Here is a 24799-nt window from a genome sequence, read left to right as displayed (position 1 = left end):
AAAATCCATTGACTAAAAAGCAACATAAAGCATGAAAACCTATAAATTACAAACTAACTACAAACAAATCCTAGCCGATACGATTACTCCGGTGAGCATTTATTTTAAAATAAGAGATAAATTCCCAAATAGTCTATTACTGGAAAGCAGCGATTATCACGGAAACGACAATAGCTTTTCCTATATCTGCTGCAATCCGATTGCTTCAATAAAAATAGAAAACGAAATCATCTCCAAAAACTACCCTGACGGAACATCTGAAACTATTACTATCGATGCAAAAACTGATATTCCTCAAATCATCCAAAATTTTTCAGGTCAGTTTAAATCCGACAAAACCGATTTCAAATTCATTAACAATGGTTTATTTGGTTACATTTCGTATGATGCTGTTCGTTATTTCGAAAAAGTAACCATAGCCAAAAAAGAAAACAGCAATTCTATTCCCGATGTGTATTATGCAGTTTACCAAAACATTATTGCCATCAACCATTTCAAAAACGAAGCCTATATTTTCTGCCACAACCTTGACGGAAAAAACAATATCTCCGAAATTGAACAACTGTTACAATCCAGAAACATTGCTTCCTATAAATTCTCCAAAGAAGGTGAAGGTTTTTCGAACCTAACCGATGAAGAATTCAAACAAAATGTGGCTTTGGCCAAAAAGCACTGTTTCCGTGGCGATGTGTTTCAATTAGTATTATCCAGAAGATTTACACAAGGATTCAAAGGCGACGAGTTCAATGTTTATAGAGCCTTAAGAAGCATCAATCCATCCCCTTACCTATTCTTTTTTGATTATGGCGATTTCAAAATATTTGGTTCGTCACCCGAAGCCCAAATTATAGTCAAAAACCGCAAGGCCGAAATTCACCCAATTGCAGGAACATTCAAACGAACCGGTGATGACGAAAAAGATGCCGTACTTGCCAAAAAATTATCAGAAGACAAAAAAGAAAATAGTGAGCATGTGATGTTAGTAGATTTGGCTCGAAATGATTTAAGCCGTCATGGACATGGTGTAGAAGTGGAAAAATACAGAGAAATTCAGTTTTTCTCTCACGTTATCCATTTGGTTTCCAAAGTAACGGGTCATTTACACGAAAAAGCAACAACTATGCAGGTCGTAGCCGATACTTTTCCAGCAGGAACTTTGAGCGGAGCACCAAAACACAGAGCGATGCAGTTGATTGAAGATTACGAAAAAACAAACCGTAATTTTTATGGAGGTGCCATTGGTTTTATGGATTTTGAAGGTAACTTTAACCACGCTATTATGATTCGAACTTTCCTGAGCAAAAACCACCAATTACATTCCCAAGCCGGTGCCGGAATCGTAGCTAGTTCAGACGAAGAAAGCGAAATGCAGGAGGTTTACAATAAACTACTCGCTTTGAATAAAGCTTTGGATTTAGCCGAAACGATATAATCCCCCTAACCCCCGAAGGGGGAACTTCGCAGTGCGGAGATAAGCTGTAAAACAAAAAATAATTAAAACCCTATTCACCCCAATAGGTTCTCCCCTCCTTCGGAGGGGCTGGGGGAGGAAAAAATGAAAAAGATACTAGTCATAGACAATTACGATAGTTTCACTTATAATTTAGTGCATTATCTCGAAGATTTAGATTGCGAAGTAACCGTTTATAGAAATGATGAATTTGATATTGACGAAATTGCTATTTTTGATAAAATTCTGCTTTCACCGGGACCAGGAATCCCAGACGAAGCGGGTTTATTGAAAGCTGTAATTAGTAAATATGCCCCAACGAAAAGTATTCTTGGCGTTTGCCTTGGACAACAAGCCATCGGAGAAGTTTTTGGAGGAACACTTTCTAACTTAGATAAAGTGTATCATGGAGTTGCAACACCAGTAAAAACAGTAGTTGACGATGAGCTTTTATTCGAAGGCTTAGGAAATGAATTTGAAGTGGGACGTTACCATTCTTGGGTAGTTGATGCTAACTTGCCCGATGTATTGGAAGCCACTTCTTTTGACGAAAACGGTCAGGTAATGTCGTTAAGACACAAAACATACGATGTAAGAGGTGTCCAATTTCATCCCGAAAGCGTATTGACGCCAAACGGGAAAAAGATTTTAGAAAACTGGTTGAAAAATTAATATTTGAAAATTCAATTTAAGAATAAGTCTCAAATAAGAATAAAAAAATGCGCCTTTGCGTCTTTGCGGTAAATAAATGAAAACAGTCAAAATCCATCTTATACTCTCATGCTTTTTTATTTTTAGCCTTCTTTCCTGTAATCAACAGAAGGAGCAAAAAATAGAGCAGACAGTTAATGTCCAACCTGAAATAGTCTTGGATTTGGTGGATTTGCAATCAAAAAACAAACTGGGAAAAGACACTGTTGTCACTATTGTAAATGACCCCGTTTATCATAAAACAAAGAAATACCAAGCCGTAAACGCATTAGAACTTTTAAAAAATGAAATTGATTTATCAAAAGTTGACATAAAAAACACATTAATAATTTTCGAATGCATCGATGGCTATAAACCTGAAATGCCTCTTGAATTATTTTTAAAAACAAACCCTTTTTTGGCTTTTAAAGATGTTGATGCACCTAAAGGTTCCAATTGGGAAAAGATTATCAAAAACGGAAACGAGATGAATGCCGACCCATTTTATTTGGTTTACACATCAGTTTCTGCAGATAATCAGGAATACAAATGGCCTTACAACGTTATCAAATTTCGCTTTGAATCGAAAAATAAAAACATCAAAGCCTTACAGCCAAAAGATGATGAGAAAGCAATGAAAGGATTTGCATTATTCCAGAAACAATGCATTACGTGCCACGCCATAAACGGAATCGGGGGAGAAATGGGACCTGAATTAAATTATCCCAAAAATATTACTGAATATTGGAAAGAAAACGAATTGGTCGATTATATCGTAGATCCAGCTTCTTTCAGACACAAAGTAAAAATGCCGACATTGGGAATCACAAGACAAGAATCTCAGGAAATTGTTGATTATTTAAAATACATGTCAGAACATAAAAAGTGAATAGTAATTAGTGAATAGTTCTAAGTCTCTGTTTTTAGTTTAAAATAAAAACTTAGAAAATCAGTATCTTAGAAACTTAGCATCTTTATAGAAAAATGAAAAACATATTAAACAGATTAATCAATCACGAAATTCTTTCCAAAGAAGAAGCCAAAAACGTATTGGTGAATATTTCAAGCGGGAGTTACAATCCAAGCCAGATTTCGGCCTTTTTGACCGTATATATGATGAGAAGCATCAGTATCGAAGAATTGGCAGGATTCAGGGAAGCGCTTTTGGAATTGTGCATTCGAATAGATTTATCAGCTTATAACACTATCGATTTGTGTGGTACTGGTGGTGACGGAAAAGACACTTTCAATATTTCGACTTTAGCTTCTTTTGTGGCCGCTGGAGCAGGAATCAAAGTGGCCAAACATGGAAATTACGGAGTATCTTCTATTTCGGGGTCCAGTAACGTAATGGAGAAATTGGGAGTGAAATTCAGCAACGACAATGCTTTTATAGAAAAATGCATCGACAAAGCTGGAATTGCCATTTTGCATGCGCCTTTGTTTCACCCAGCCATGAAAAATGTGGGCCCCATCCGAAAAGAATTGGGAGTTAAAACTTTCTTCAATATGTTGGGACCAATGGTGAATCCATCTTTTCCAAAAAACCAATTGGTTGGAGTTTTCAATCTCGAATTAGCCAGAATGTACAGTTATTTATACCAAAATACCGATGTGAATTTTACAATTTTGCATTCCTTGGACGGTTATGATGAAGTCTCTTTGACTGGCCCTACAAAAATTATAACCAGCACTAAAGAAGGAATGTTGAATCCAGCTGATTTTGGTGTCCGCCTATTGGAACAAAGCGAAATAGATGGCGGAAAAACCATCGAAGAATCAGCAGAAATGTTCATGAATATAATCTCTGGAAAAGGAAACGAAGCTCAAAACAATGTGGTTTGTGCCAATGCCGGAATAGCAATTGCAACGGTTACAGGATGCACACCACTCAAAGGTTTTGAATTAGCCAAAGAAAGTTTGTTTTCTGGAAAAGGGCTATTAGCTTTGAATAAATTACAAGAATTAAGCAAAGACTAAATCATGGCTTTTGAATTAAAAAATGTAGTTCCATGGGGTAGAAATTTAGATGAGTATATTAAAATTTTCAAACTGACGGATTTCGATTTGAACAGCAAAATCATCAGTTTTGGAGATGGGCCGGCAAGTTTCAATTCAGAGATGACACAACTTGGAAAAAAAGTAGTTTCATTAGATCCCATTTATCAATTCACAAAAGCTGAATTAAAACAGCGAATTAACGAAACAAAGGAAACCGTTATGGAACAAATGAGAACGAATCAGGAAAAATTCGTTTGGAAAAATATTAAAAATGTAGAGGAATTAGAACAGATCCGTATGGGAGCAATGTCTAATTTTGTTGATGACTTTGAATTGGGGAAAGAACAGCAAAGATATGTTTACCACGAGTTGCCAAATTCAACAAAATACGATACTCTCGAATTTGATTTGGGTTTAAGTTCCCATTTTTTGATTCTGTATTCGCAATTAGGATTGGACTTCCACATTCAATCCATTACCGAAATGCTACGAATTAGTAAAGAAATAAGAATATTTCCGATATTGAATTTGAATACAGCGAAATCGGAGGTTTTGGATGATATCATTAATCATTTTAATTCTGATTTCGTTGTAAGTATTGAATCTTCTGACTATGAATTTCAGAAAGACGGAAACCAAATGTTAGTTATTAAAAGAAAATAAAAATGAACATACTAGATAAAATCATAATCGACAAAAAAAGAGAAGTCGTACTCAAAAAATCCATCATTCCTATTTCACAATTGGAAGCTTCGATTTTCTTTGGAAAAAATACTATTTCTTTAAGCCAAAATTTAAGAAACAGCAACTCTGGAATCATTGCAGAACACAAACGCCGTTCCCCTTCAAAGTCAATTATCAATCAAAGTTTTACTGTTGAAGAAGTAGTCAAAGGTTACGAAAGTGCCGGTGCCTGCGGTATTTCAGTATTGACTGATGGAAAGTATTTTGGAGGTTCATTAGATGATTTGCTTTTAGCCAGAGCTTCAGTAAATATTCCGCTTTTGAGAAAAGAATTTATTGTAGATGAATACCAAATCCTGGAAGCAAAAGCACACGGAGCCGATTTGATTTTGCTTATCGCAGCCGTTTTAACTAGAGACGAAATCAAATCATTATCCGAATTTGCCAAAAGTTTAAGATTAGAAGTATTATTAGAAGTGCATAATCTCGTGGAATTAGAAAAATCAATCATGCCAACGCTGGATATGATTGGGGTAAACAACAGAAACCTAAAAACATTCGAAGTAAGTTTGGATTTCAGTAAAGAACTGGCTTCAAAAATTCCAGATGAATTCGTGAAAGTCTCAGAAAGCGGTATTTCGTCAATCGAAGCTATTAATGAACTTAAGCCTTATGGTTACAAAGGATTTTTGATTGGAGAAAACTTCATGAAAACCGATGATGCAGGAAAAGCAGCAACGGAATTTATTAATCAATTAATTTAAACACAAAAGACACAGAGAAATCACTAAGAACACAAAGCTTTGTGAACTTTGCGTCTTCTTTGCGAACTTCGTGGTTATAAAAAAAGTACATTATGAAACTCAAAATCTGTGGCATGAAATACCCCGACAATATACTCGAAGTAGGCTCGCTCCTGCCCGATTATATGGGATTTATATTTTGGCCTAAATCGGCTCGCTATTTTGACGGAGATATGCCCAAATTACCAAAATCTATTAAGAAAACGGGCGTTTTTGTCAATGAAAGTATTTCCATAATTGAAGAGAAAATAACAAAATACGATTTGCAGGCTGTTCAGCTGCACGGTCAGGAATCAGCTGTATTTTGTAAGGAAATAAAAACTAAATTTGGTACAGCAGTTGAAATCATCAAAGTGTTTTCGGCAGACGAAAATTTTGATTTCAGCGTTTTAGAGCCTTATGAAACTGTTTGTGATTATTTTCTTTTTGACACCAAAGGAAAACTGCCCGGTGGCAACGGAATCACTTTCGACTGGAAAATATTAGAAAAATATCCCTCGACAAAACCGTTCTTCCTTAGTGGCGGCATTGGGATTGAAGAATTGGATTTGATAAATGAAATTTTAAAAACCGATTTACCCATTTATGCCATTGACATAAATAGTAAATTTGAAATTGAATCAGGATTAAAAAATACATCATTATGTAAAGATGCACTGCAGTGCATCTCAACAATTAAAAAATATAAAATGTCATACAACGTTAACGAAAAAGGATATTACGGAGAATTTGGAGGAGCCTACATTCCCGAAATGTTATACCCAAATGTAGAAGAATTACGCCAGAAATATTTAGAAATCACAGCCGAACCCGAGTTTAAAGCAGAGTTTAATCAACTGCTAAAAGATTACGTAGGCCGTCCCAGTCCGCTGTATTTTGCCAAAAGATTATCAGAAAAATACAATACCAAAATCTATCTGAAAAGAGAAGATTTAAATCATACAGGCGCGCACAAAGTTAACAACACAATTGGGCAAATATTAGTTGCAAAACGTTTGGGCAAAAAACGAATCATTGCCGAAACTGGTGCAGGTCAGCATGGAGTGGCAACAGCTACTGTCTGCGCCTTAATGGGCATGGAATGCATTGTGTACATGGGCGAAATCGACATTGCGCGTCAAGCACCAAATGTTGCCCGAATGAAAATGCTGGGTGCCGAAGTTCGTCCTGCACTTTCGGGTTCGCGAACGCTGAAAGACGCTACTAACGAAGCCATCCGCGATTGGATTAACAATCCAGTAGATACCCATTATATCATTGGGTCAGCCATTGGACCGCATCCTTATCCGGATATGGTAACCCGTTTTCAAAGCATCATTTCCGAGGAAATCAAATGGCAGTTAAAAGAGAAAGAAGGACGCGAAAACCCCGATTATGTAGTGGCTTGCATTGGTGGCGGAAGTAACGCTGCTGGAACATATTATCACTTTTTACACGAGCCCGAAGTTGGAATTATTGCAGTTGAAGCTGCCGGAAAAGGCGTTAACAGCGGTCATAGCGCGGCAACCAGTAAACTAGGAAAAGTGGGGATTATTCACGGCTGTAAAACCCTATTGATGCAGACTCCAGACGGCCAGATTACTGAACCGTACTCGATTTCTGCAGGACTTGATTACCCAGGAGTTGGTCCTATGCACGCACATTTGGCACAAACAGGCCGTGGCGAATTCTTCTCCGTAACCGATGATGAAGCCATGAACGCAGGTTTACAGCTTACAAAATTAGAAGGAATTATTCCAGCCATCGAAAGTGCGCATGCATTTGCTGTCTTAGACCAGAAAAAATTCAAGCCGACAGATGTTGTAGTAATCAGTCTTTCAGGACGCGGCGACAAAGATTTAGACAATTACATCGATTATTTCAAATTGTAATATAATAATTTGTGCGTTCCCCAAGGGTCGGGCTGTACGTTCCCGCTTTTTTTATTAATTGCCACGGGTTTAAACCCGTGGCAATTAATAAAAAAAGCTCCACTACCATCCCTAACGCGCATTCGAGATAAGTATCAAATTTAAGTTTATTAACATTTTCAAAATAGATTCTATGCAAAAATTATTCGCTTACGGCACCTTACAGCATGAGGATGTACAACAAGACCTTTTTGGACGTATTCTTGAAGGAACACCAGAAATATTAGTAGGTTATGAACTAAATGAAATACAAATTGAAGAAGAATTTGGAATAGTCCACTACCCTATTATAATGGAAACCGAAAACTCAAATGATACCATTAGCGGTACCTTATACGAAGTAACGCAAAGTGAACTCCGTCAAGCAGATTTGTATGAAGGACTGCATTACAAGCGTGTAGAAGTACATTTGCAGTCCAATCAAAATGCATGGGCTTATAGTGCTGCTATTTAGAAACGAATAAAGAGCTTTTAAAGAAATAAGAAAAATGAACCGAATAAAACAAAAACTACAAGAAGACAAAAAGATACTTTCCATCTATTTTTCAGCAGGATATCCTAACTTGAATGACACCTTACAAATCATTCAGGATTTAGAAAAAAATGGTGTCGATATGATCGAAATAGGATTGCCATTTAGTGATCCTTTAGCCGATGGACCAACGATTCAGGCGAGTTCAACAAAAGCTTTGCAAAACGGAATGACCACTCAAATTTTATTTGACCAGCTAAAAGACATTCGCGAAAGCGTAAGCATCCCACTAGTGATTATGGGGTATTTCAACCCAATGCTACAATACGGTGTCGAAAATTTCTGCAAAAAATGTGCTGAAATTGGCATTGATGGTTTAATCATTCCTGACCTTCCTGTAGATGTATATGCTGAACAATACAAAGCAACTTTCGATAAATACGGATTAATCAATGTATTCTTGATTACACCGCAAACGTCAGACGAGCGCATTCGTTTTATTGACAGTGTTTCTAGTGGATTCATTTACATGGTGAGCTCGGCAAGTGTTACTGGTTCACAATCTGGTTTTGGAAGCACTCAAGAAGATTATTTCAAACGCATTGCCGATATGAATCTAAAAAATCCTCAAATCATTGGCTTCGGAATCAATAATGCCGAAACTTTCAATCAAGCTACTCAATATGCCAAAGGAGCTATTATTGGTAGTGCTTTTATCACGCATTTAAAAGATAATGGAACTGGAAAGATTGATACTTTTGTGAAAGCGATTCGATAAATAATATTGTTACCTAAAATTAAACGGCACTTAAAAATTTTTAAGTGCCGTTTTTTTATGCTTTAAAAAGAATGATTTTCAATATTTATAAGATTATCGATATACTTCTGATCTATAATTTTAAAAATTTCTTATACTTCGCAACAAAATAATTTATGCAATAATTAGAATTTTTGAAATCATATTGATATATCAATTATATTTGTATCAAATAATCTTATATGGAAATAAAAAACCCAACAGGTACAGTGCTCTATTTAATTGAGCAAGCCATCAAGGAGTACAGGAAAATATCACAGAGAAATATTTCTAAAATTGTAAAAGACATTACAGTAGATCAATGTTTAGTCTTGATAATCCTTAATAAGAATACGAAAATTTCACAAAATGAATTGGCAAATCTTGTATTTAAAGACAATGCATCTATAACAAGAATGGTAGAGTTAATGGTAAAAAAAGAATACTTAAACAGAACTATTCATGAAAAAGATAGAAGAAAATTTAATCTTGAGTTAACCGAAAAAGGTAAAAAAACTATAGATTTAATAGAGCCAGCTATCCAAATAAATAGAAAAACTGCACTTAATGGCTTGTCATTGGAAGAAATTAATTTGCTAGATAAAACTCTAAATAAAATAATTACTAATTGTAAAATTTAAAAAATGAAAACAGTATTTAACCTATTATTAATTTACATTACAATCTGCTTCAGCTTTAAGGCAAATGCACAAGATTTGACAGAACGAAATAAACAAATACTCGAAATTGCCAATAAAATTAATGAATATTACATTTTTGAGGATGTAGCAAATCAACTTTCAAAAAAGCTAAAATCCGAAATAGAAAATAAAACTTTTGATAATCTTACGGATGCTGAATTCGCAAAATCTCTTTCTTTATATTTAACTAAAAATGGAAACGATTTACATTTCAATGTGTTATATCGTCCAAATCAAGAAGAAGAAAAACCAATTAATGAAAAAGAATTATTACAAAAATATGACGCTATTAATAAACAATGGAATTATGGTTTTGAAAAAGTTACACGATTAGATGGGAATATTGGTTACATCGAATATACCGGATTTCCTGAAGGAAACAAATCTGCTCAATATATTCTTGATGCAACAATGAATTTTGTTTCAAATACAAATGCATTAATTATCGATTTAAGAAACAATCAAGGTGGAGATGGCAAAATGGTAGAACTCTTTTTAAGCTACTTTTTTGATAAAAAAATAAAATTAAATGAGACTTACACAAGGTATAATAATACAAATACAAAATCATACACAAATCAAAAAGTGAATGGCAAAAAGTATTTAGATAAACCAGTATATATTCTTGTAAACAACAAAACTATTTCAGCCGCTGAAGCATTAGCCTATAATTTACAGCAAAATAAAATTGCAACTATAATTGGCGATAAAACTTACGGAGCAGCAAATCCAGTAAAAGCTTTTTTTATTGGCAACAAATATCATTTGTTTATCCCAATTTCAATAGAAAAAAATTCAGTCACAAATACAAACTGGGAACATAAAGGTATCGATAGTGATATTAAAATAAGTTCTGAAAAAGCATTAATAAAAGCACAAATTATAGCCCTTGAAAATTTATCAAAATCAAATACTACAACGGAATTAACTATAAATGAAATTAAAGAAAAGGTTTTGAAATTAGAACAGCAATTATAAATCAATTCTTTATTTAAAAAATCTCAATTGACAACAATCTGTTTTTATTATTGAGGAAAATTTAATGCAAATTATATAAATACTCTTCAAAGTTGTGTAATAAGACATTTAAATAACTGAGTTAATTTTCGATTTTAAATAAGATTACTAAACAAAAAAAGGTGTTGAAAATGAAAAGTAAAAAACAGAATCAAAATAGCGCATTCGAAAAATTTGCCTTACATGTTTCAAAAGCATCAGGGAGCACAACTGCATTCATCACAGCCTTTTTAATTGTTGTCGTTTGGGCAATTTCTGGACCTTTTTTTAATTATTCTGAAACTTGGCAATTAGTTATCAATACAGGAACAACCATTATTATTTTTTTAATGGTGTTTTTAATTCAGAAAGCCCAAAACAAAGACTCTCTTTCTATTCAATTGAAATTAAATGATTTGGTAGCTTCAAATGAGTATTCCAGCAACAGTCTTGTTGATATTGAAAGTATGACTGAAGAAGAAATGATTATTGTACAAAATATTATCACAGACTTAGTGAACTCGCTAAAAAAGAAGAAAGCATAAGAACATCACATTCAATTGCAGAAGCACACCAACAACACGAAAGAAAAGGTAAAAAAAGAAGCAAAATACATGCTAAAAATAGTCCCAAAAATAAACCTCAATAGCAGATTTACAATTTGTAATTTCATTTTTTTACTCATGTGAGCTTCTAAACCATCCAAATATTACAATCGCAGTAAGATATATTTCAACCTTAAATAATGTTATAAGTTCTACAAATAGAAATATAACTTACACATTTAAATTTATCCTTCCACAATTAGACATATTGATTCCATAAAAACTCAAATATGGAAAGCTTACCTAACCAAATGAATCCCTTAAGTCTGGAATTCATAAGCATTTATTTTACACCAATAAATACGTAACAAAACAACAATATAAGTTTTCGATATTGTGTTTGACACAGACAATCAAATCTAAAAATTCAGTATTCCTCTACATCATAAGGTAAAAAAATAGTACTTCAAAACTCATAACCCTATTTCCCCTCTTTATGACTTAATAATTAGGGTTAATGCTATTTTTTTTAAAATCAACAAATCAATTTATCAACTTTGAATAGTTAAATATGTTAGATAAATTCATACAAAAATACTTATTCTATTAGTTTCTAAAAAAAGATTCGAAACTGAATCAAATGTAATAATAGGATACAATATTTATTACGGGCAGAAAAATCCACAATCAAAAGGAAACTACTCCCAATAAATAAAGTAGAGTCGCTTTAATAAACCTGGCGTTAAAGATTTATTTAAAAAACAAATTAACTGATGACCATGTTTTTGATAAACTAATAAAAGGCATAAATAACCAAAATCTCAAATACTAATTATGAAAAATTCAGTTAACTTCTTTCTAAACGGTAAGCCCGTTACCATAGAAAACCCTTCTCCGGATTTACTTTTAATTGATTATTTACGGTCTCCTGAAGTAGGTCTTTCTGGTCCAAAAAAACCATGTGGCCAAGGAGGCTGCGGTGGTTGTACTGTAATAGTATCTGAATGGGATGATAAGGAAAAAACACCCAAACATTTGGCTATAAACTCTTGTCTTAGACCTATATGTGCTGTAGGCGGACTTTCGGTTACTACAATTGAAGGAACTGGTGCTGCCCGTAAACCTGATCCCAAATTTCTATTACAAAAATCAAGTTCTACACGTTCTAATGTTCCTATTGACGAAGATAACTCTCCAGTATTAGATACCGCAATGAAAGAAGCGGGAGAAAAACTTATTGCTGTTCAGGAAAAAATATCTGAAAGTCTTCAAAATGGAATCGTTTCAGCAGAGATAAAAATCATAGACGAAGTTTCTGAATATCCTTCGGAACAGTCGCATTTAGGTATGAATCCTGTGGCCTACCAATTGGCTTTAAACAACGGAAGCCAATGTGGGTATTGCAGTGTAGGGTTTGTAATGAATATGTCTGAATTTATACATAACAAACCAGAGGCGACTAAAAAAGAAATTGAAGATGCCTTTGATGGAAATTTATGCCGTTGTACAGGTTATCGTTCCATCCTTACTGGTATGAAAACCTTTGCTTCGGATTGGAGTGCCGCTGACGAAAAAAACAGAATGCCTTGTAAACTGGATCCTGTTACTAAAGCCCAGCTTCCTGCAAATGTTGAGATTCCTTTTCCTCAAGAAGCTCAACAGCCTGCTTCGGGAGTTTCGACAACCCGTTGGCTGACTCCAAAATCACTAACAGAACTAGCCGACATCTTCAAAAAAAATAAGAATGTTCGACTCGTACATGCTAATACCTCTTTTGGAATTTACAAAAACGAGTATTTAGACACTACATTATATGCTGATATTCGGTTTATACCTGAACTGAATACTGGCCATGAATTAACAGATAACTATCTAAAAGTAGCCGCCAGTACTACTTACAGCGAGCTAATCGAAATTCTGCCTAAGGGCATTGATAAGCTAAAACACATTAATAAAAAAACAACTATATCTGATATTTCTATTTTAGAAGCATTAGATTATATGGCACGACGTACCGCCGGCCGTATTGTTCGTAATGCTGCGACAATTGGCGGTAACACCATGTTAGTACTTAAGCATATTCCAGCAGGTACTGGAGAGCCATTTCCTTCAGATCTCTTTACAGCCCTATTTGCTGTAGAAACAAAAATCAGCTATTTATTATTAGACAAAAATGACAGTTTCAAAGAGCATACAAAAACAGCTGAAGCGCTTGTTGAAGCTATCATAAAAGATCCAAAATTAGCTGACGAGATTGTGCTTACTTCCTATACTATTCCTTTGAAGGGTGCAAATGACGTTGCATTGGCTCAAAAAGTGGCGCTGCGCGAAGTGAATGCTCATAGTATCGTGAATTCAACTATCAATTTCAGCATTAATGATGAACTCATCGTAAAATCAGCTATCCTTGTATTTGGAGGTATAGCGCCATATCCTTGGAGAGCAGCAGCAACCGAGAAGGCGATGAAGGATAAAAAACTAAGCTTAGCGGATGCTGAAAAACTTTCAAAAATATTAGCAAAAGAAGTTTCCGAAGAACTTGATGCTCAGAAAAAAAGAATGGAAGAGGTTCCAAACGAAGACTTTACTTCGGAATACCGTACACAGCTAACTGTTTCTTTTTTCTACAAATCCATTGTAAATGCTTTAGTTGTTAAAGGTGTTCCTATACCTGAAAACCTAATTTCAACCGCTGAAGTCAAATGGGGGAACTGGCCTGTAAGTGATGGAATACAAAAGTACAGTACTCAAGATTATAAAGCTCCAGTTGCTCAGCCTTATATCAAGGTTACAGCGATGTACCAAACATCTGGACAAACCAATTACACCCATGAACTCGCTGTACCACCACTTACTTTAAACGGTGCATTTGTACAAAGTCAAAGTGCACTGATGAACTACTATTTTGTAGATCCAGAGAAAAAAAATACAATTACAATAGCGGAATTAAGAGTATTTATAAAAGATAAATTCCCAACTTTTACAGATATCATTACCGCTGAAAATATTAAAAATGGAGGTCGTAACCTTCAGGGAATGGGAAGTGACCAACCGCTTTTTGCTGAGCAGTTAGTTAGTTATGTAGGACAGTCTATTGCTATGATTCTAGCTCCAACCGAGCAGGATGCCATTAAGATTGCTGCGTTTGTATCTACAGAATGCGTTCAGTATTCGAAACCAGGAGCTCCTTGGACTGAGCAATGGAGTGAACCGATTATAGATTTACTTGACGCTATTAAAAAAGGAAGTATTTTTCCCGATGCTCCTGTTTCTGCTTCTTTTGCATCCCATATTTGGAAAATAACCCGTCCTGGCAGTCAATTTGACTGGGCAACCAATGATGATACTATTGCTCCTAAAGTTCTTTTGCGAGAGCAAAAAATAAATACTCAAGAAATTACTGTAGACAGTGTGCCTTGTACTGTAGTGAGTTCTTCACAGCTTTGTGGCGGGCAAGCGCATTTTTATATGGAACCTCAAGCCTGTATCGTAACGCCGATGGATGAGCACCGTATGAAAGTACAGCCATCTGTACAGAGTCCGGGAGGAATGCATGACACCGTTGCTTCGGCATTAGGGATGTATCATCATCAAATTGAAGTTGAAGTACCAGCAGTTGGAGGAGGATTTGGAGGAAAAACGGAACAAACCCGCTTTATTGCCGGACCAACAGCCGTTGCTGCAAAAGCAACAAAAAGACCTGTTCGTCTTGCAGTTCCACGTGATGAGGATACAGCAATGATCGGAAAACGTCATGCTTATTATGGTGAATACCAGATTGCAGTGGATACTGGTTCGCATAATGAAAAGAACAAAGGAATTATTCATGGATTCCAATTGAAAATGTGGGGAGACGGCGGCGCATTCTATGACTGCTCTTTTATCGTATCAAACTGTATTCAATTGCGAACAGACAATGCTTACAATATCAAAAATTTTGAAAGTCAAATCGATGTATGCCGAACCAATACAGCTCCTAGTACAGCGATGCGTGCCTTTGGCGATGTCCAAGGAAAAAATATTGTTGAAAACGCCATTGACGATGCGGCTATCTCATTAAACATGAGACCAGAAGATTTGCGTGAAAAAAATCTCTACGATCGTGGTGATGTTACCCCATTCGGGCAAGCACTTTCGTATTGTTATATGAAACAAGTATGGGCTTATGCTAAGAAAGTTTCAAATTTTGAAGCTAAATATCAAGATGTTCAAAAATTCAACAAAGAAAACAAATGGCATAAAAGAGGTATTTCTATGATACCTGTAAAATATGGCTCAGGATACAATTTGCTTGCACTAGAGCAATCTGCTGCTATCGTGGTTATAAATCCAAGTGACGGAACTGTTGTCATCCATCAGGGTGGTGTAGAAATTGGACAAGGCTTAGTTACTCAGGCGCAGCAAGTAGCAGCGTATGTCTTGGGAATCCCAATGGAAATGATATTTATTGACAATGTAAATACAAGTGTCACTCCAAATCCAACAAGTACAGGAGGTTCTACTGGAACACCATATTCCTGCGAAGCCGTAAAACAAACCTGCGAAGAAATGCGGGCCAGACTTATGGAGTTTGGTTACCAAATGCTGAAAGAAAACGGTGAAGACTGGTGTAAAAACAAAAACATAGACTTTTGGAACTATGGTGCAGGAGAAAATAAAGGCTGGGCTAAAAAAATCAAAGTTAGTGAAGGAAATGAATTAATGATTTGGCAGCACCTCATCAATTTGGCCGCTTCACAAAGAGTAAATCTTATTGCTTCTTTTAATACTAAAATAAAAGGCGGTGAGGTTCAAATCCCTACCATGACTTTCAAAACCGAAGCAGATCAGCCTAACATTCCGGGCATAGCTCGTATTAAAGATGCCAAACTTGGCGGTGGTGTTGATTCCTTTGTTGGTTTTACTTATTCGGTAGCATGTTCAGTTACCGAGGTTGATATCCTAACAGGTGAAGTTAAGATTATTAGTTCAGACATCATTTATGATATGGGATGGAGTATGAATCCTGCCATCGACATAGGACAAGTAGAAGGAGCTTTTGTTCAGGGTATCGGATACCTGCTTACCGAAAAATTAGTATCAGAAACTGAAGGTGTTAATAAAGGAAGATTAAACTCAACCAACACTTGGCGTTACAAGATTCCTGCTGTTACTACCATTCCATTAGAAATGAATACTTTCTTATTCCCTAGAGATGAAGAATCGGTAAAAAGCATCCCAGAAGATACAAATCAAATATTCTCGGCAAAGGAAGTCGGTGAACCTCCCCTAGTATTAGCCAACAGCGTTTTCTTCGCCATAAAAGATGCCATACGTGCCTCAAGAACAGAGCGTAAACTATCACCGCTTTTTCGACTAGATGCACCAGCAACCGTTCAGGAAGTACGCAGAGCTTGTGAAGTAATTGAAAAAAATCTCGGAGAATAACAAAGCATTCTAAAAAGACAATAAATAAAAAATAAATACTAACCAAATTATCTACCAATGAAACAGCTAAAACCGCTTATTATTGCAAGTTCCATCTTTTTCGCTTCCTGCGACAAAAAACATGAAAATCCAGTTGCTGAAAAAACACCAATTGCCCTGACAGCATTAGAGAAACAAAACTATGAAGAAAATGGTTTCCCTGATTTCGGTTATATGGTAACCCCTCAGGAATACAGAGATAAATATGCTGACCAGCCAATATTTCGCCTTAAAACAGATTTCCCGACAGAAATGCCTGAAGAAATGCCTAAATTTCTTGATATCGATTTCAAAAAAGAGCCTTTAAAATACATTGAAGCCGTTCGGGATTATGGTTTTGAAGGAAATACAGAAGACTGGAATCCTTTCGAAAATAAAATCCGCGACTGGTATCATATTCCATGGCTGCACCCAAGTGTTGAAGGACCAGCAGCCTATCCTCCAAACGGAGGTACAGAAGGTTTTCATGGTCTAATTAAAGAAGCCCCGCTAGGACCTTACCAGTTAGGACCCGGACTTAAAGGAGTTGATGGCGATTACTCTGTATATGCTATAACTTTAATTAATGATAAAGCAGGTTATGCCATGGGTAAAATGTGGAAAGATCCTCAGCATCCTAATCTAAAAACACTAGATAAACGCTATGATAATGGCGGATTCCCAACAGGAACTGTTTTTGTAAAATTACTTTTTACAGATGCTCCTAAAGGAACAGACTTCGTAGATTATCTTGTAAATCCATTGACATGGAAAGCGTATATCACTGAAAATTTCTGGAAATCAAGCAAAAGAGTCGTTTCAGATGTACATCTTTTGCAAATGGATATTTCTGTTCGTGATCCAAGAGCAGACAGAAGTCCAAGCAATCCTGAAGGGACTGGATGGGTATTTGGAACTTTCTGTTACAACGGAAAACTGAATAAGAAAAACAAATTGATGAACCTTGTCCCTGTTGGACTTACATGGGGTAATGATCCTGAAAACAAAATCAACAAAACCTCTCCATATCCTCCAATCAAAACTGAGGTAAACAAAGATCTGAAAGAAACAGTAATTTTCGAAAGTGCAGATCTTCCTCCTCAGCATCTTGGCTGGAATGGCCGATTGGATGGCCCTGCCGATTTAAATACCGTTTCATGTATGTCCTGTCATAATGCAGCACAATATCCTGCAGTTACGTCACTTGTCCCTCCTAATGCAGCACCAGATGGCGGACAGGCTCCTCCAGTAGGCGGTGGTGGTCATGAATGGATGAAATGGTTCCAAAATATAGACTGCGGCACCTCTATGAATCAGACCGTATATTCAACAGATTTCTCTTTTCAGGTAGCCATTGCTTTAGAAAACTTTTTCACTGCAAAAGAAGCTGCAGAAAAAGGAAGTTTTGCTTCCCAGTATAAAGCTGTTCAGGTACCTATTCGACGTGGAGATATAGCTCCTAATAAATAATTTACAGCATACATTATTAATTCATAATTAGAATACCGATTCAAGTCTTCAAAAATTTGAATCGGTATAACTATAGGTAATGCTATACTAAACTTTAAAAAATATAAAAATGGCCAATACAATTTCTGCATTAGATGAAAGCGGTCAACCAGTAGATTGGTGGTTTGCTTATAAAGTTCCAAAATTGGGTAAAACGGCAGACGAGCCTACTGCTACAGGTTATGAATACGTTTATTATGACCCTAATATAAAAAAAGTGGTTCAGTCTCCTAATCTGCTTACAGATGGAAAAGGAGCGCTAGACCTTACATTAAAAGCAATCTTCGATACTCCATCACCCACTACCGGATGGATTCTGTACAATGACGAAATGCCTGCCGATGCCAATAGAACGGACAGCAGTACTTACGGCCATACTAAAGGTGTCCTTGCTTTTGATACCGATACAAAAACCGCTTTATGGCTGCTTCATTCCTGGCCAAAATATGCTGATGCCACAGCCACCTCAATGCCAACACCTGAGTACGGACAGACTTATCTTTGCATTTCCATAGACATGGAAACGGCGGGTAAAATTGCTGCTCAAATGGCAAACCATCAGGTGCCGCAAGTCTATTTGCCACATATACCTGATTCGTTAGATAAAAACGATCCTCTTTATATTCTCAGTCAGCCACTGAACCCTAATCCTACAGGAGATTCAGATGTATTAGCTTATAAATCACGAGGCGGATTTGACTTTAAAGTCATTGCTAAGAATGAAAAATGGAACAAAGATTTCTGGAATGATCTGGTTGGTCCTGCCCTAGGAACTGATATTGATGTAGAAACCTGGATTAGAGGAAAAATTCCGCCAACACTAGACAGTGATGGAATTCACAAAACCTTTGATGTTAAATATATTGACCTGAGTCCACTGAATATCCCATGGAACTGGCCAGAAACCCACGACCATGCCAAATGGGCTGTTAGTGTAGATTCAGACTGGGTTTGTGTTGGCGATATCAATCGTATGATTTCTCAGGAAAAACGCGGAGGTGGAACAATCGCTTTTCAGGACAATACATTATGGGCCGCTTTATCAAAAACAGACCTTATTGTCGCACCACCAGGACATTCTAGAGTTGACGCTCAGAACTTAATCAAAGCAACACACTAAACAAACCTTGATTTATTACAAAAAACTAAGTAAATAAATGCAGTAAGATGGACCAATATCTAACACCGAATAAAGACAAATTACAAAATACAATTAAGCATATCGTCGTACTCATGTTGGAAAACAGGTCTTTCGACAATCTATTAGGCTGGCTGTATAGTGATGAAAAACCACCTCATAACCAGCAATTTGAAGGACTGACAAAAGACCTATGGAATCCGCTGGACAATATAGATTCTGATGGTATCCCTTTCATTGAAAAAGTAATGATTGAGAAAAACGGTCAGCCCAAAAAACGCAGAGGAGAGCTTATTCCGAACCCTGTAGATTTTACGCTTCCTAATCCCGATCCGGGGGAAGGTTTTAAAGATACTAATCATCAATTGTTTCTAAAATATAAAGTGGCGCAGCAATATGCACCGCCAGCAATTAATATGGGCTTTGTACAGAATTATCAAAATGCCATGCTGTATGGCGCTTTCAGCTTTGGTGATGATCCTACAAATCCTCGCAGTATCATGAAATGCTATACTCCTGAACAAACTCCTGTGTTGAGTGAACTAGCTAAGGGTTTTGCGGTTTGCGATCATTATCACTGTTCGGTACCAAGCCAGACTATCCCCAATCGTGACTTTGTACATGCGGCCACATCGACGGGGCATGTCAATAACAATCCTGTTGCTCAATGCGATGCCAAAACGATCTTTAACCAGATACAGGAGGCTATTGATGGAGGCAGACAAGATCTAAGCTGGGGCATTTTTGGCAATAATGATTTTGCCAGCTCAAAAGATAAAGACGGTGAATTCGGGGATAATCATTTCTCGCTTACCCGATTAATCATGACACAATTGCATGATGCTAAATACAATAACAATTTTGGAACGCTGAGCGATTTTGAAGCCAAATGCAAAGAAGGAAATCTTCCTAGTTATTCTTTCTTAGAACCCAACTATGGCGGAGAAGGACAAAACGACCAGCACCCTCCTACTGATATTCGGGCGGGTGAAAAATTGATTGCCGATATCTACAATATGATTAAATCTTCGCCTGTTTTTGACAGCACAATGTTTATTATTACCTATGATGAACATGGCGGAACCTATGATCACGTTGCTCCTCCAACGGGTGCCAAAAATCCTTACGAAGATGGACGAGCGGGTCAGGACGGATTCCTTTTCAATCGTTTTGGTGTGCGGGTTCCCTGCGTGGTGATTAATCCCTACATCAAAAAGGGACTTATTGCAAGACCAGATGGTTATACGCCATTTGATCATTCGTCCATAATCAAAACGGTTCAGAATTGTTTTAATCTTGAAGGCTCCCTTACCGAAAGGGATAAAAATGCGCCTGATTTTTCGTCCCTGCTGGAACTGGAATATGCCCGTAAGGATGATATTCCAACTGTAAAACCATTGGAATGGAATCTGAAAGCTGGAGAATTACATGTAAACGACCTGCATCACCTGATAGCTGATGTTCTCGAAGATATGACCGGTAATCCAAAACCTTCATCAAGTGAAATTTTGGAATATATTCAATTGAACTATAAAAATCTTTTCGGGAATAATTAAGCATTCCCGAAAATTTAAATCATAGCATACATGACCCACGAATTTTTAAAAATAATAGCGTCATACAAAAGGGCGAGTAAAAAGAATGTACGAACCGTTCTGGCTACCATTGTCCATGTAGAAGGTTCTTCCTATCGAAAGGAAGGAACGCAGATGCTTATTGATGAATATGGAAATATTACGGGAGCATTAAGCGGTGGCTGTGTCGAACAGGAAGTAATCAGACAATCTAGTAGTGTGTTTTCTTCCAATTGTCCGAAGGTGTTTAAATACGATGGTCGTTTTCGATTGGGCTGTGAAGGAAGCATTTATATTTTAATAGAATTGTTTCATCCCGATACTGAATTAATCGATTTGATAGAAAATGCAATTCAGCAAAGACAGCCATTTTCCTTGTCGTGTTCTTTCCTTACTGATGAAATAAGCAAACCCAACTTTGGAACTTCTTTTGAATTCAAAGACATTACTATTTATCATTCCAATTATGAGAAAGGTTCCAATAATCTGGTTTTCACACAGAAAATTGAGCCTCTAAACCGATTGTGCATTTTTGGAATAGAACATGATGCAGAGAAACTAAGCCAAATGGCATCATTCTTAGGATGGGAAGTCATCGTGATAGGTTCGGAATACAGTGCTGTAAATAGTACTGATTTCCCCTTTGCGAAATCGGTGGTAACCCTGAAACCCGAAGATTTGGATCCCAATTTATTTTGCAAAAATACTGCCGTTGTAGTGATGAGTCATAATTACTCCAAAGATTTGCGCTTTCTGCTTACTATCATTACTTCTAAAGTTCGGTATATAGGTCTTCTTGGTCCAGTGCATCGCAGGGAAAAATTACTGAACGCCATTCTTGATATGGATCTACTGATTGATGATGAGGTCTTTGATAAAATTCATGGTCCAGCCGGTTTGGCTATTGGAAGTAAAACTCCTGAAGAAATAGCATTATCGATAATGGCAGAAATCACCAGCACTTGGCATACCAACCAAAAGCAGGCAGAATATGCTTGTTTTCTCAATGGAAAAGGTTTGGAAGATTTGTAATCAAAATTGTATATATTTGAATTAAAATGATGTGTAACAAAACCACACATAACCACTCTATTTTGGGTTCGTTGTGTGGTTTTGTCAAATGTATAAACGAGTTACAGGCAATCAAAAATCACTTACAACATTTAAATCTAAAATATGCTACAATTACAAAATTTGGAAAATGCTAAAAGGAGTGTAGAAAATTATGATCCTACAACATTTGGAAACGCTGCTAACAGCTATCGTTTTTTTCTTAGTCAAATTATTGTAAATGATTTTAGGCATATACATAACTTGGATTTGACATTTAATCATCCCATAACCGTAATCAGTGGTACAAATAAAATTGGAAAAACTAGTTTACTTTTAATAATTGCATGTAGCCACGAAAATTTTCAAAAATATGATTCTACAAAACCTATAACAACTTTACGTCGGCATCTATGGAGGGATGTGTTTACATTTACTTCACTTGAATCTGCTACGAGAAGCTATTCCTATACTTTACATTGGAGAGTTGGAAACGACAATAGACAAGGCACAGGTCGAAGAGCAGCAGCAAGCCAATCATGGACTGGTTTAGGAAAAGCGAGCAATGATGTAAATCGTATAAATGCTAAAATTAGAGATAAACAAGTTCGCCTTATAGATTTAGATAGATTATTACCTGCTAGAAATTTCTCAAATAGTTTAAAGTCAAAAATAAATATTGCAGGCCGTACTAGATTACATGAAGAGATAGAGCAGGCTTTCAATTATATTTTCGAAAATGTACCCGCTGTTGAGATTCACAGAATTGGCTCACATATTAATAAAACTGCCTATTTGTTGAGTCCGATAGCTGTACCTCCAGCAGTAAGTGAGCCATATTCAAGTTTTAATGCCGCTTCAGGTGAAGAATCTTTGATTAATATTTTAGTAGATATTTTCGAAACTCCTAATGACTCGTTAGTTATGATCGATGAACTTGAAGCAGGAATTCATCCAAATGTACAAAGAAGGCTTGCGGATATTATTCAATACATATCATGGCATCACAAAAAACAGTTCGTTATTACCACTCATTCACCAACGTTACTATCTTCATTCCCCCAGAAATCTAGAAAATTCATTGACAAAAAAATAAATGGTGATTTCGAAGTAATTTCATCGATTTCAGTTAATGCCGCATTTTCAAAAATGGATTCACAAGCATACCCACTTGTCTACCTTTATTGTGAAGATACAGAAGCAGAATTCATCATCAAAAATTTTCTTATCAAGATTAACCAAACCAAGAAGCATTTTGATAAGCTTGTAAATATTATTATTTCAGGGCCAATCGATCAAGTAAAAAACGATTATTTGAGACATAAACGAAATTATCGCTCAATGAGATTAAAAACAGGATTTTGTTGTATTTTTGATGGTGATCACGTTAGCCATCCGCATTATTCATTGTATCATCAAAATCCTGATGAATTCACATTCTTTTTATATCCATATACAGCTCCAGAAAAATTTTTAGTTAGTGCATATTTAAACGTACATCCTAACCCACAATTATATACTGCACTAGTAAACTCCGATCACCATGCCTTATTTCAAGAAATGGTAAATTTAGGTTTAGCGGTTGACAGATCTTACGCTCGATTGCTATGTTGGCAAGCTTTCGAAATGACTCCAGAATACACTCAACTTGAAGTTGATTTAACAGAATTTCTACTTTCTGTCGTAACCCATTTTTCAAGATTAAGCGACTAGATATATTGACTGCCTAAGCTTAATGAAAAATTGGTTTTGTATTTGAGAAATTTGGCAAATCCGTAAATAGGGTTTAATTTAGTCCCAAACCCGCTGATTACTATGGTATTACCAAATAAAAATTCGTAAAAAAGCCATCTATTTTTTGCGAATAATTAATAACTTTGATTTAGGAAAAACAAAAAAGTCTTGCGAAGGGGAAGAGCATTTTTTTCTCTTTCCTTTCAAAAGAAATTTTATTTAATGTTTTTTTTACGCTACTTGTCTTTTTTCAAACATTTTGTTTTCTCTTATGCATGCACATACTCTATGTACAAGTTTGTTCCTAACATTGTTTATGATAAGCATCTTGTTTTTACCTTCTTCCACCTTTCGATTAAAATAATTTTTTAATTCAGGATCACTGGTAATTGCTGACAAGGCACACATATGAAGCTGTTTTTTTAATTTTTTGTTAGCCACATAATGGACTTTTGGTTTTGAGCGAATACTTTTCCCCGAGGTATGTTCAAAAGGTACAACACCTGCATAACAAGCCAGTTGGCGAGGAGTTGTATACATTGTAAATTCGTTTGTAAAACAAATCAAAAACAAAGCCGTTACTTTTCCGATGCCAATAACAGATGTGACAAGAGTGAAAATTCTAGAAATATTTTCATCGTCATTTATTGTTTTGTCCAATTGTTTTTCAATGTTTTTTAGATCCAAATCAATTCCCTTGATGGTGCTTTTCTGTAGTTTTTCAGAAAGTCTGGCTACTTCCAAATCAAAGGCTTTGAGTTCTTTTACATTTCGCAACAAAGAAGCTTTTGTTGCAACTAATTTTTCCCGCAGGGACAAAAGATTTCTCATTTTGTTGATTTCCATTCTGGGAGCATTAAAAATAACTGCTTCCTCCACATTTTTCATGGCATAAAAAGCAATTCTTTGGGCATCAACTTTGTCGTTTTTGCCTCTTTGAACCCCAATGCTGCGAATAATTTTCAGTGACATTTCGACCCAAAGTGAGAACTTTTCAATCATTAGACATTTGATTATTAACTTGCCGTACATTCCTGTGTGTTCTAAACAAACAAGCGTGTTTTCAAACGTGGAACCTTGTTCCTTGAGCCATTTGCAAAGGGACTTGATTCCTTTGTAATCATTTACAAACTGGCTGTGAATTGATTTTTCTTTATTTCTATCCAAAATTACTACGGCATCAAAATATTCTTTTGACACATCGATACCTAAAAAATGTTTAAATTTACTCATAAGAAAAGATTTTAAGCATTAGCAACCAAATTATTGAACACACTCGTAACCTTGATAATAGGCCTTAA

Annotated in this window: 18 protein-coding genes and 2 pseudogenes; 19 read left to right on the top strand and 1 reads right to left on the bottom strand. The window is 36.0% G+C overall.

Annotated features, from left to right (window positions below; genetic code table 11):
- The first annotated feature begins 31 nt into the window (after nucleotides 1–31).
- From CLU83_RS02800 to CLU83_RS02715, 19 genes and pseudogenes are all read left to right on the top strand, one after another.
- A complete protein-coding gene (locus CLU83_RS02800) occupies nucleotides 32–1432 on the top strand; it encodes an anthranilate synthase component I family protein (RefSeq protein WP_100430212.1) in 1401 nt (466 codons plus the stop codon).
- Nucleotides 1433–1555: 123 nt separating this feature from the next.
- Complete coding sequence (locus tag CLU83_RS02795) at nucleotides 1556–2122, top strand: aminodeoxychorismate/anthranilate synthase component II (protein WP_100430211.1); 567 nt, start codon at nucleotides 1556–1558, stop codon at nucleotides 2120–2122.
- A gap of 76 nt (nucleotides 2123–2198) precedes the next feature.
- Complete coding sequence (locus CLU83_RS02790) at nucleotides 2199–3029, top strand: cytochrome c family protein (protein WP_100430210.1); 831 nt, start codon at nucleotides 2199–2201, stop codon at nucleotides 3027–3029.
- 95 nt (nucleotides 3030–3124) lie between these two features.
- Complete coding sequence (trpD, locus tag CLU83_RS02785) at nucleotides 3125–4120, top strand: anthranilate phosphoribosyltransferase (RefSeq protein WP_100430209.1); 996 nt, start codon at nucleotides 3125–3127, stop codon at nucleotides 4118–4120.
- Nucleotides 4121–4123: 3 nt separating this feature from the next.
- Nucleotides 4124–4804 (top strand): SAM-dependent methyltransferase, encoded by a 681-nt coding sequence (locus CLU83_RS02780; RefSeq protein WP_100430208.1) that lies wholly within the window; start codon nucleotides 4124–4126, stop codon nucleotides 4802–4804.
- A 2-nt stretch (nucleotides 4805–4806) separates the two neighbouring features.
- Nucleotides 4807–5589, top strand: a complete 783-nt coding sequence (gene trpC, locus CLU83_RS02775; RefSeq protein WP_100430207.1) for an indole-3-glycerol phosphate synthase TrpC — start codon at nucleotides 4807–4809, stop codon at nucleotides 5587–5589.
- A gap of 92 nt (nucleotides 5590–5681) precedes the next feature.
- Nucleotides 5682–6278, top strand: a pseudogene (locus tag CLU83_RS22770) (phosphoribosylanthranilate isomerase); the annotation flags it as partial.
- Nucleotides 6279–6317: 39 nt separating this feature from the next.
- A complete protein-coding gene (trpB, locus tag CLU83_RS02770; protein ID WP_369828794.1) occupies nucleotides 6318–7499 on the top strand; it encodes a tryptophan synthase subunit beta in 1182 nt (393 codons plus the stop codon).
- Nucleotides 7500–7671: 172 nt separating this feature from the next.
- The gene (locus CLU83_RS02765; protein WP_100430205.1) at nucleotides 7672–7992 is read left to right on the top strand and encodes a gamma-glutamylcyclotransferase family protein; all 321 of its coding nucleotides are present in this window, start codon (nucleotides 7672–7674) and stop codon (nucleotides 7990–7992) included.
- 34 nt (nucleotides 7993–8026) lie between these two features.
- Nucleotides 8027–8788: a tryptophan synthase subunit alpha gene (gene trpA, locus CLU83_RS02760; protein WP_100430204.1), complete on the top strand. Its 762-nt coding sequence runs from the start codon at nucleotides 8027–8029 to the stop codon at nucleotides 8786–8788.
- Nucleotides 8789–9009: 221 nt separating this feature from the next.
- A complete protein-coding gene (locus CLU83_RS02755; protein WP_100430203.1) occupies nucleotides 9010–9447 on the top strand; it encodes a MarR family winged helix-turn-helix transcriptional regulator in 438 nt (145 codons plus the stop codon).
- A 3-nt stretch (nucleotides 9448–9450) separates the two neighbouring features.
- The gene (locus CLU83_RS02750; protein ID WP_100430202.1) at nucleotides 9451–10485 is read left to right on the top strand and encodes a S41 family peptidase; all 1035 of its coding nucleotides are present in this window, start codon (nucleotides 9451–9453) and stop codon (nucleotides 10483–10485) included.
- A gap of 170 nt (nucleotides 10486–10655) precedes the next feature.
- Nucleotides 10656–11152: pseudogene (locus tag CLU83_RS02745) on the top strand (low affinity iron permease family protein).
- Nucleotides 11153–11882: 730 nt separating this feature from the next.
- Nucleotides 11883–16475 carry a molybdopterin cofactor-binding domain-containing protein gene (locus CLU83_RS02740; protein WP_100430201.1) on the top strand — a complete coding sequence of 1531 codons (4593 nt, stop codon included), beginning with the start codon at nucleotides 11883–11885 and terminating at the stop codon, nucleotides 16473–16475.
- A gap of 57 nt (nucleotides 16476–16532) precedes the next feature.
- Nucleotides 16533–17963 (top strand): hypothetical protein, encoded by a 1431-nt coding sequence (locus tag CLU83_RS02735; RefSeq protein WP_100430200.1) that lies wholly within the window; start codon nucleotides 16533–16535, stop codon nucleotides 17961–17963.
- 109 nt (nucleotides 17964–18072) lie between these two features.
- Nucleotides 18073–19122 (top strand): deoxyribonuclease II family protein, encoded by a 1050-nt coding sequence (locus CLU83_RS02730; protein ID WP_100430199.1) that lies wholly within the window; start codon nucleotides 18073–18075, stop codon nucleotides 19120–19122.
- Between the two features lie 47 nt (nucleotides 19123–19169).
- Nucleotides 19170–20696 carry an alkaline phosphatase family protein gene (locus tag CLU83_RS02725; RefSeq protein WP_100430198.1) on the top strand — a complete coding sequence of 509 codons (1527 nt, stop codon included), beginning with the start codon at nucleotides 19170–19172 and terminating at the stop codon, nucleotides 20694–20696.
- A gap of 30 nt (nucleotides 20697–20726) precedes the next feature.
- Nucleotides 20727–21746 carry an XdhC family protein gene (locus CLU83_RS02720; RefSeq protein ID WP_100430197.1) on the top strand — a complete coding sequence of 340 codons (1020 nt, stop codon included), beginning with the start codon at nucleotides 20727–20729 and terminating at the stop codon, nucleotides 21744–21746.
- 144 nt (nucleotides 21747–21890) lie between these two features.
- Entirely contained in the window at nucleotides 21891–23477 is a 1587-nt protein-coding gene (locus CLU83_RS02715; protein WP_100430196.1) for an ATP-dependent endonuclease, read from the top strand.
- A gap of 252 nt (nucleotides 23478–23729) precedes the next feature.
- Here CLU83_RS02715 and CLU83_RS02710 read toward each other — a convergent pair whose 3' ends face one another.
- A complete protein-coding gene (locus tag CLU83_RS02710) occupies nucleotides 23730–24731 on the bottom strand; it encodes an IS110 family transposase (protein WP_100430195.1) in 1002 nt (333 codons plus the stop codon).
- Between the last annotated feature and the right edge of the window lie 68 nt (nucleotides 24732–24799).

The organism is Flavobacterium sp. 1 (genome assembly GCF_002797935.1).
Taxonomy (GTDB): domain Bacteria; phylum Bacteroidota; class Bacteroidia; order Flavobacteriales; family Flavobacteriaceae; genus Flavobacterium.
The sequence above is the reverse complement of the archived record's forward strand: the minus strand, read 5'-3'. Positions and strand labels throughout refer to the sequence as shown.

Bases quoted from the DNA above. Each gene is read 5' to 3' on its own strand.
- CLU83_RS02800 (WP_100430212.1), top strand. From the start codon at position 32: ATGAAAACCTATAAATTACAAACTAACTACAAACAAATCCTAGCCGAT.
- CLU83_RS02795 (WP_100430211.1), top strand. From the start codon at position 1,556: ATGAAAAAGATACTAGTCATAGACAATTACGATAGTTTCACTTATAAT.
- CLU83_RS02790 (WP_100430210.1), top strand. From the start codon at position 2,199: ATGAAAACAGTCAAAATCCATCTTATACTCTCATGCTTTTTTATTTTT.
- trpD (WP_100430209.1), top strand. From the start codon at position 3,125: ATGAAAAACATATTAAACAGATTAATCAATCACGAAATTCTTTCCAAA.
- CLU83_RS02780 (WP_100430208.1), top strand. From the start codon at position 4,124: ATGGCTTTTGAATTAAAAAATGTAGTTCCATGGGGTAGAAATTTAGAT.
- trpC (WP_100430207.1), top strand. From the start codon at position 4,807: ATGAACATACTAGATAAAATCATAATCGACAAAAAAAGAGAAGTCGTA.
- trpB (WP_369828794.1), top strand. From the start codon at position 6,318: ATGTCATACAACGTTAACGAAAAAGGATATTACGGAGAATTTGGAGGA.
- CLU83_RS02765 (WP_100430205.1), top strand. From the start codon at position 7,672: ATGCAAAAATTATTCGCTTACGGCACCTTACAGCATGAGGATGTACAA.
- trpA (WP_100430204.1), top strand. From the start codon at position 8,027: ATGAACCGAATAAAACAAAAACTACAAGAAGACAAAAAGATACTTTCC.
- CLU83_RS02755 (WP_100430203.1), top strand. From the start codon at position 9,010: ATGGAAATAAAAAACCCAACAGGTACAGTGCTCTATTTAATTGAGCAA.
- CLU83_RS02750 (WP_100430202.1), top strand. From the start codon at position 9,451: ATGAAAACAGTATTTAACCTATTATTAATTTACATTACAATCTGCTTC.
- CLU83_RS02740 (WP_100430201.1), top strand. From the start codon at position 11,883: ATGAAAAATTCAGTTAACTTCTTTCTAAACGGTAAGCCCGTTACCATA.
- CLU83_RS02735 (WP_100430200.1), top strand. From the start codon at position 16,533: ATGAAACAGCTAAAACCGCTTATTATTGCAAGTTCCATCTTTTTCGCT.
- CLU83_RS02730 (WP_100430199.1), top strand. From the start codon at position 18,073: ATGGCCAATACAATTTCTGCATTAGATGAAAGCGGTCAACCAGTAGAT.
- CLU83_RS02725 (WP_100430198.1), top strand. From the start codon at position 19,170: ATGGACCAATATCTAACACCGAATAAAGACAAATTACAAAATACAATT.
- CLU83_RS02720 (WP_100430197.1), top strand. From the start codon at position 20,727: ATGACCCACGAATTTTTAAAAATAATAGCGTCATACAAAAGGGCGAGT.
- CLU83_RS02715 (WP_100430196.1), top strand. From the start codon at position 21,891: ATGCTACAATTACAAAATTTGGAAAATGCTAAAAGGAGTGTAGAAAAT.
- CLU83_RS02710 (WP_100430195.1), bottom strand. From the start codon at position 24,731: ATGAGTAAATTTAAACATTTTTTAGGTATCGATGTGTCAAAAGAATAT.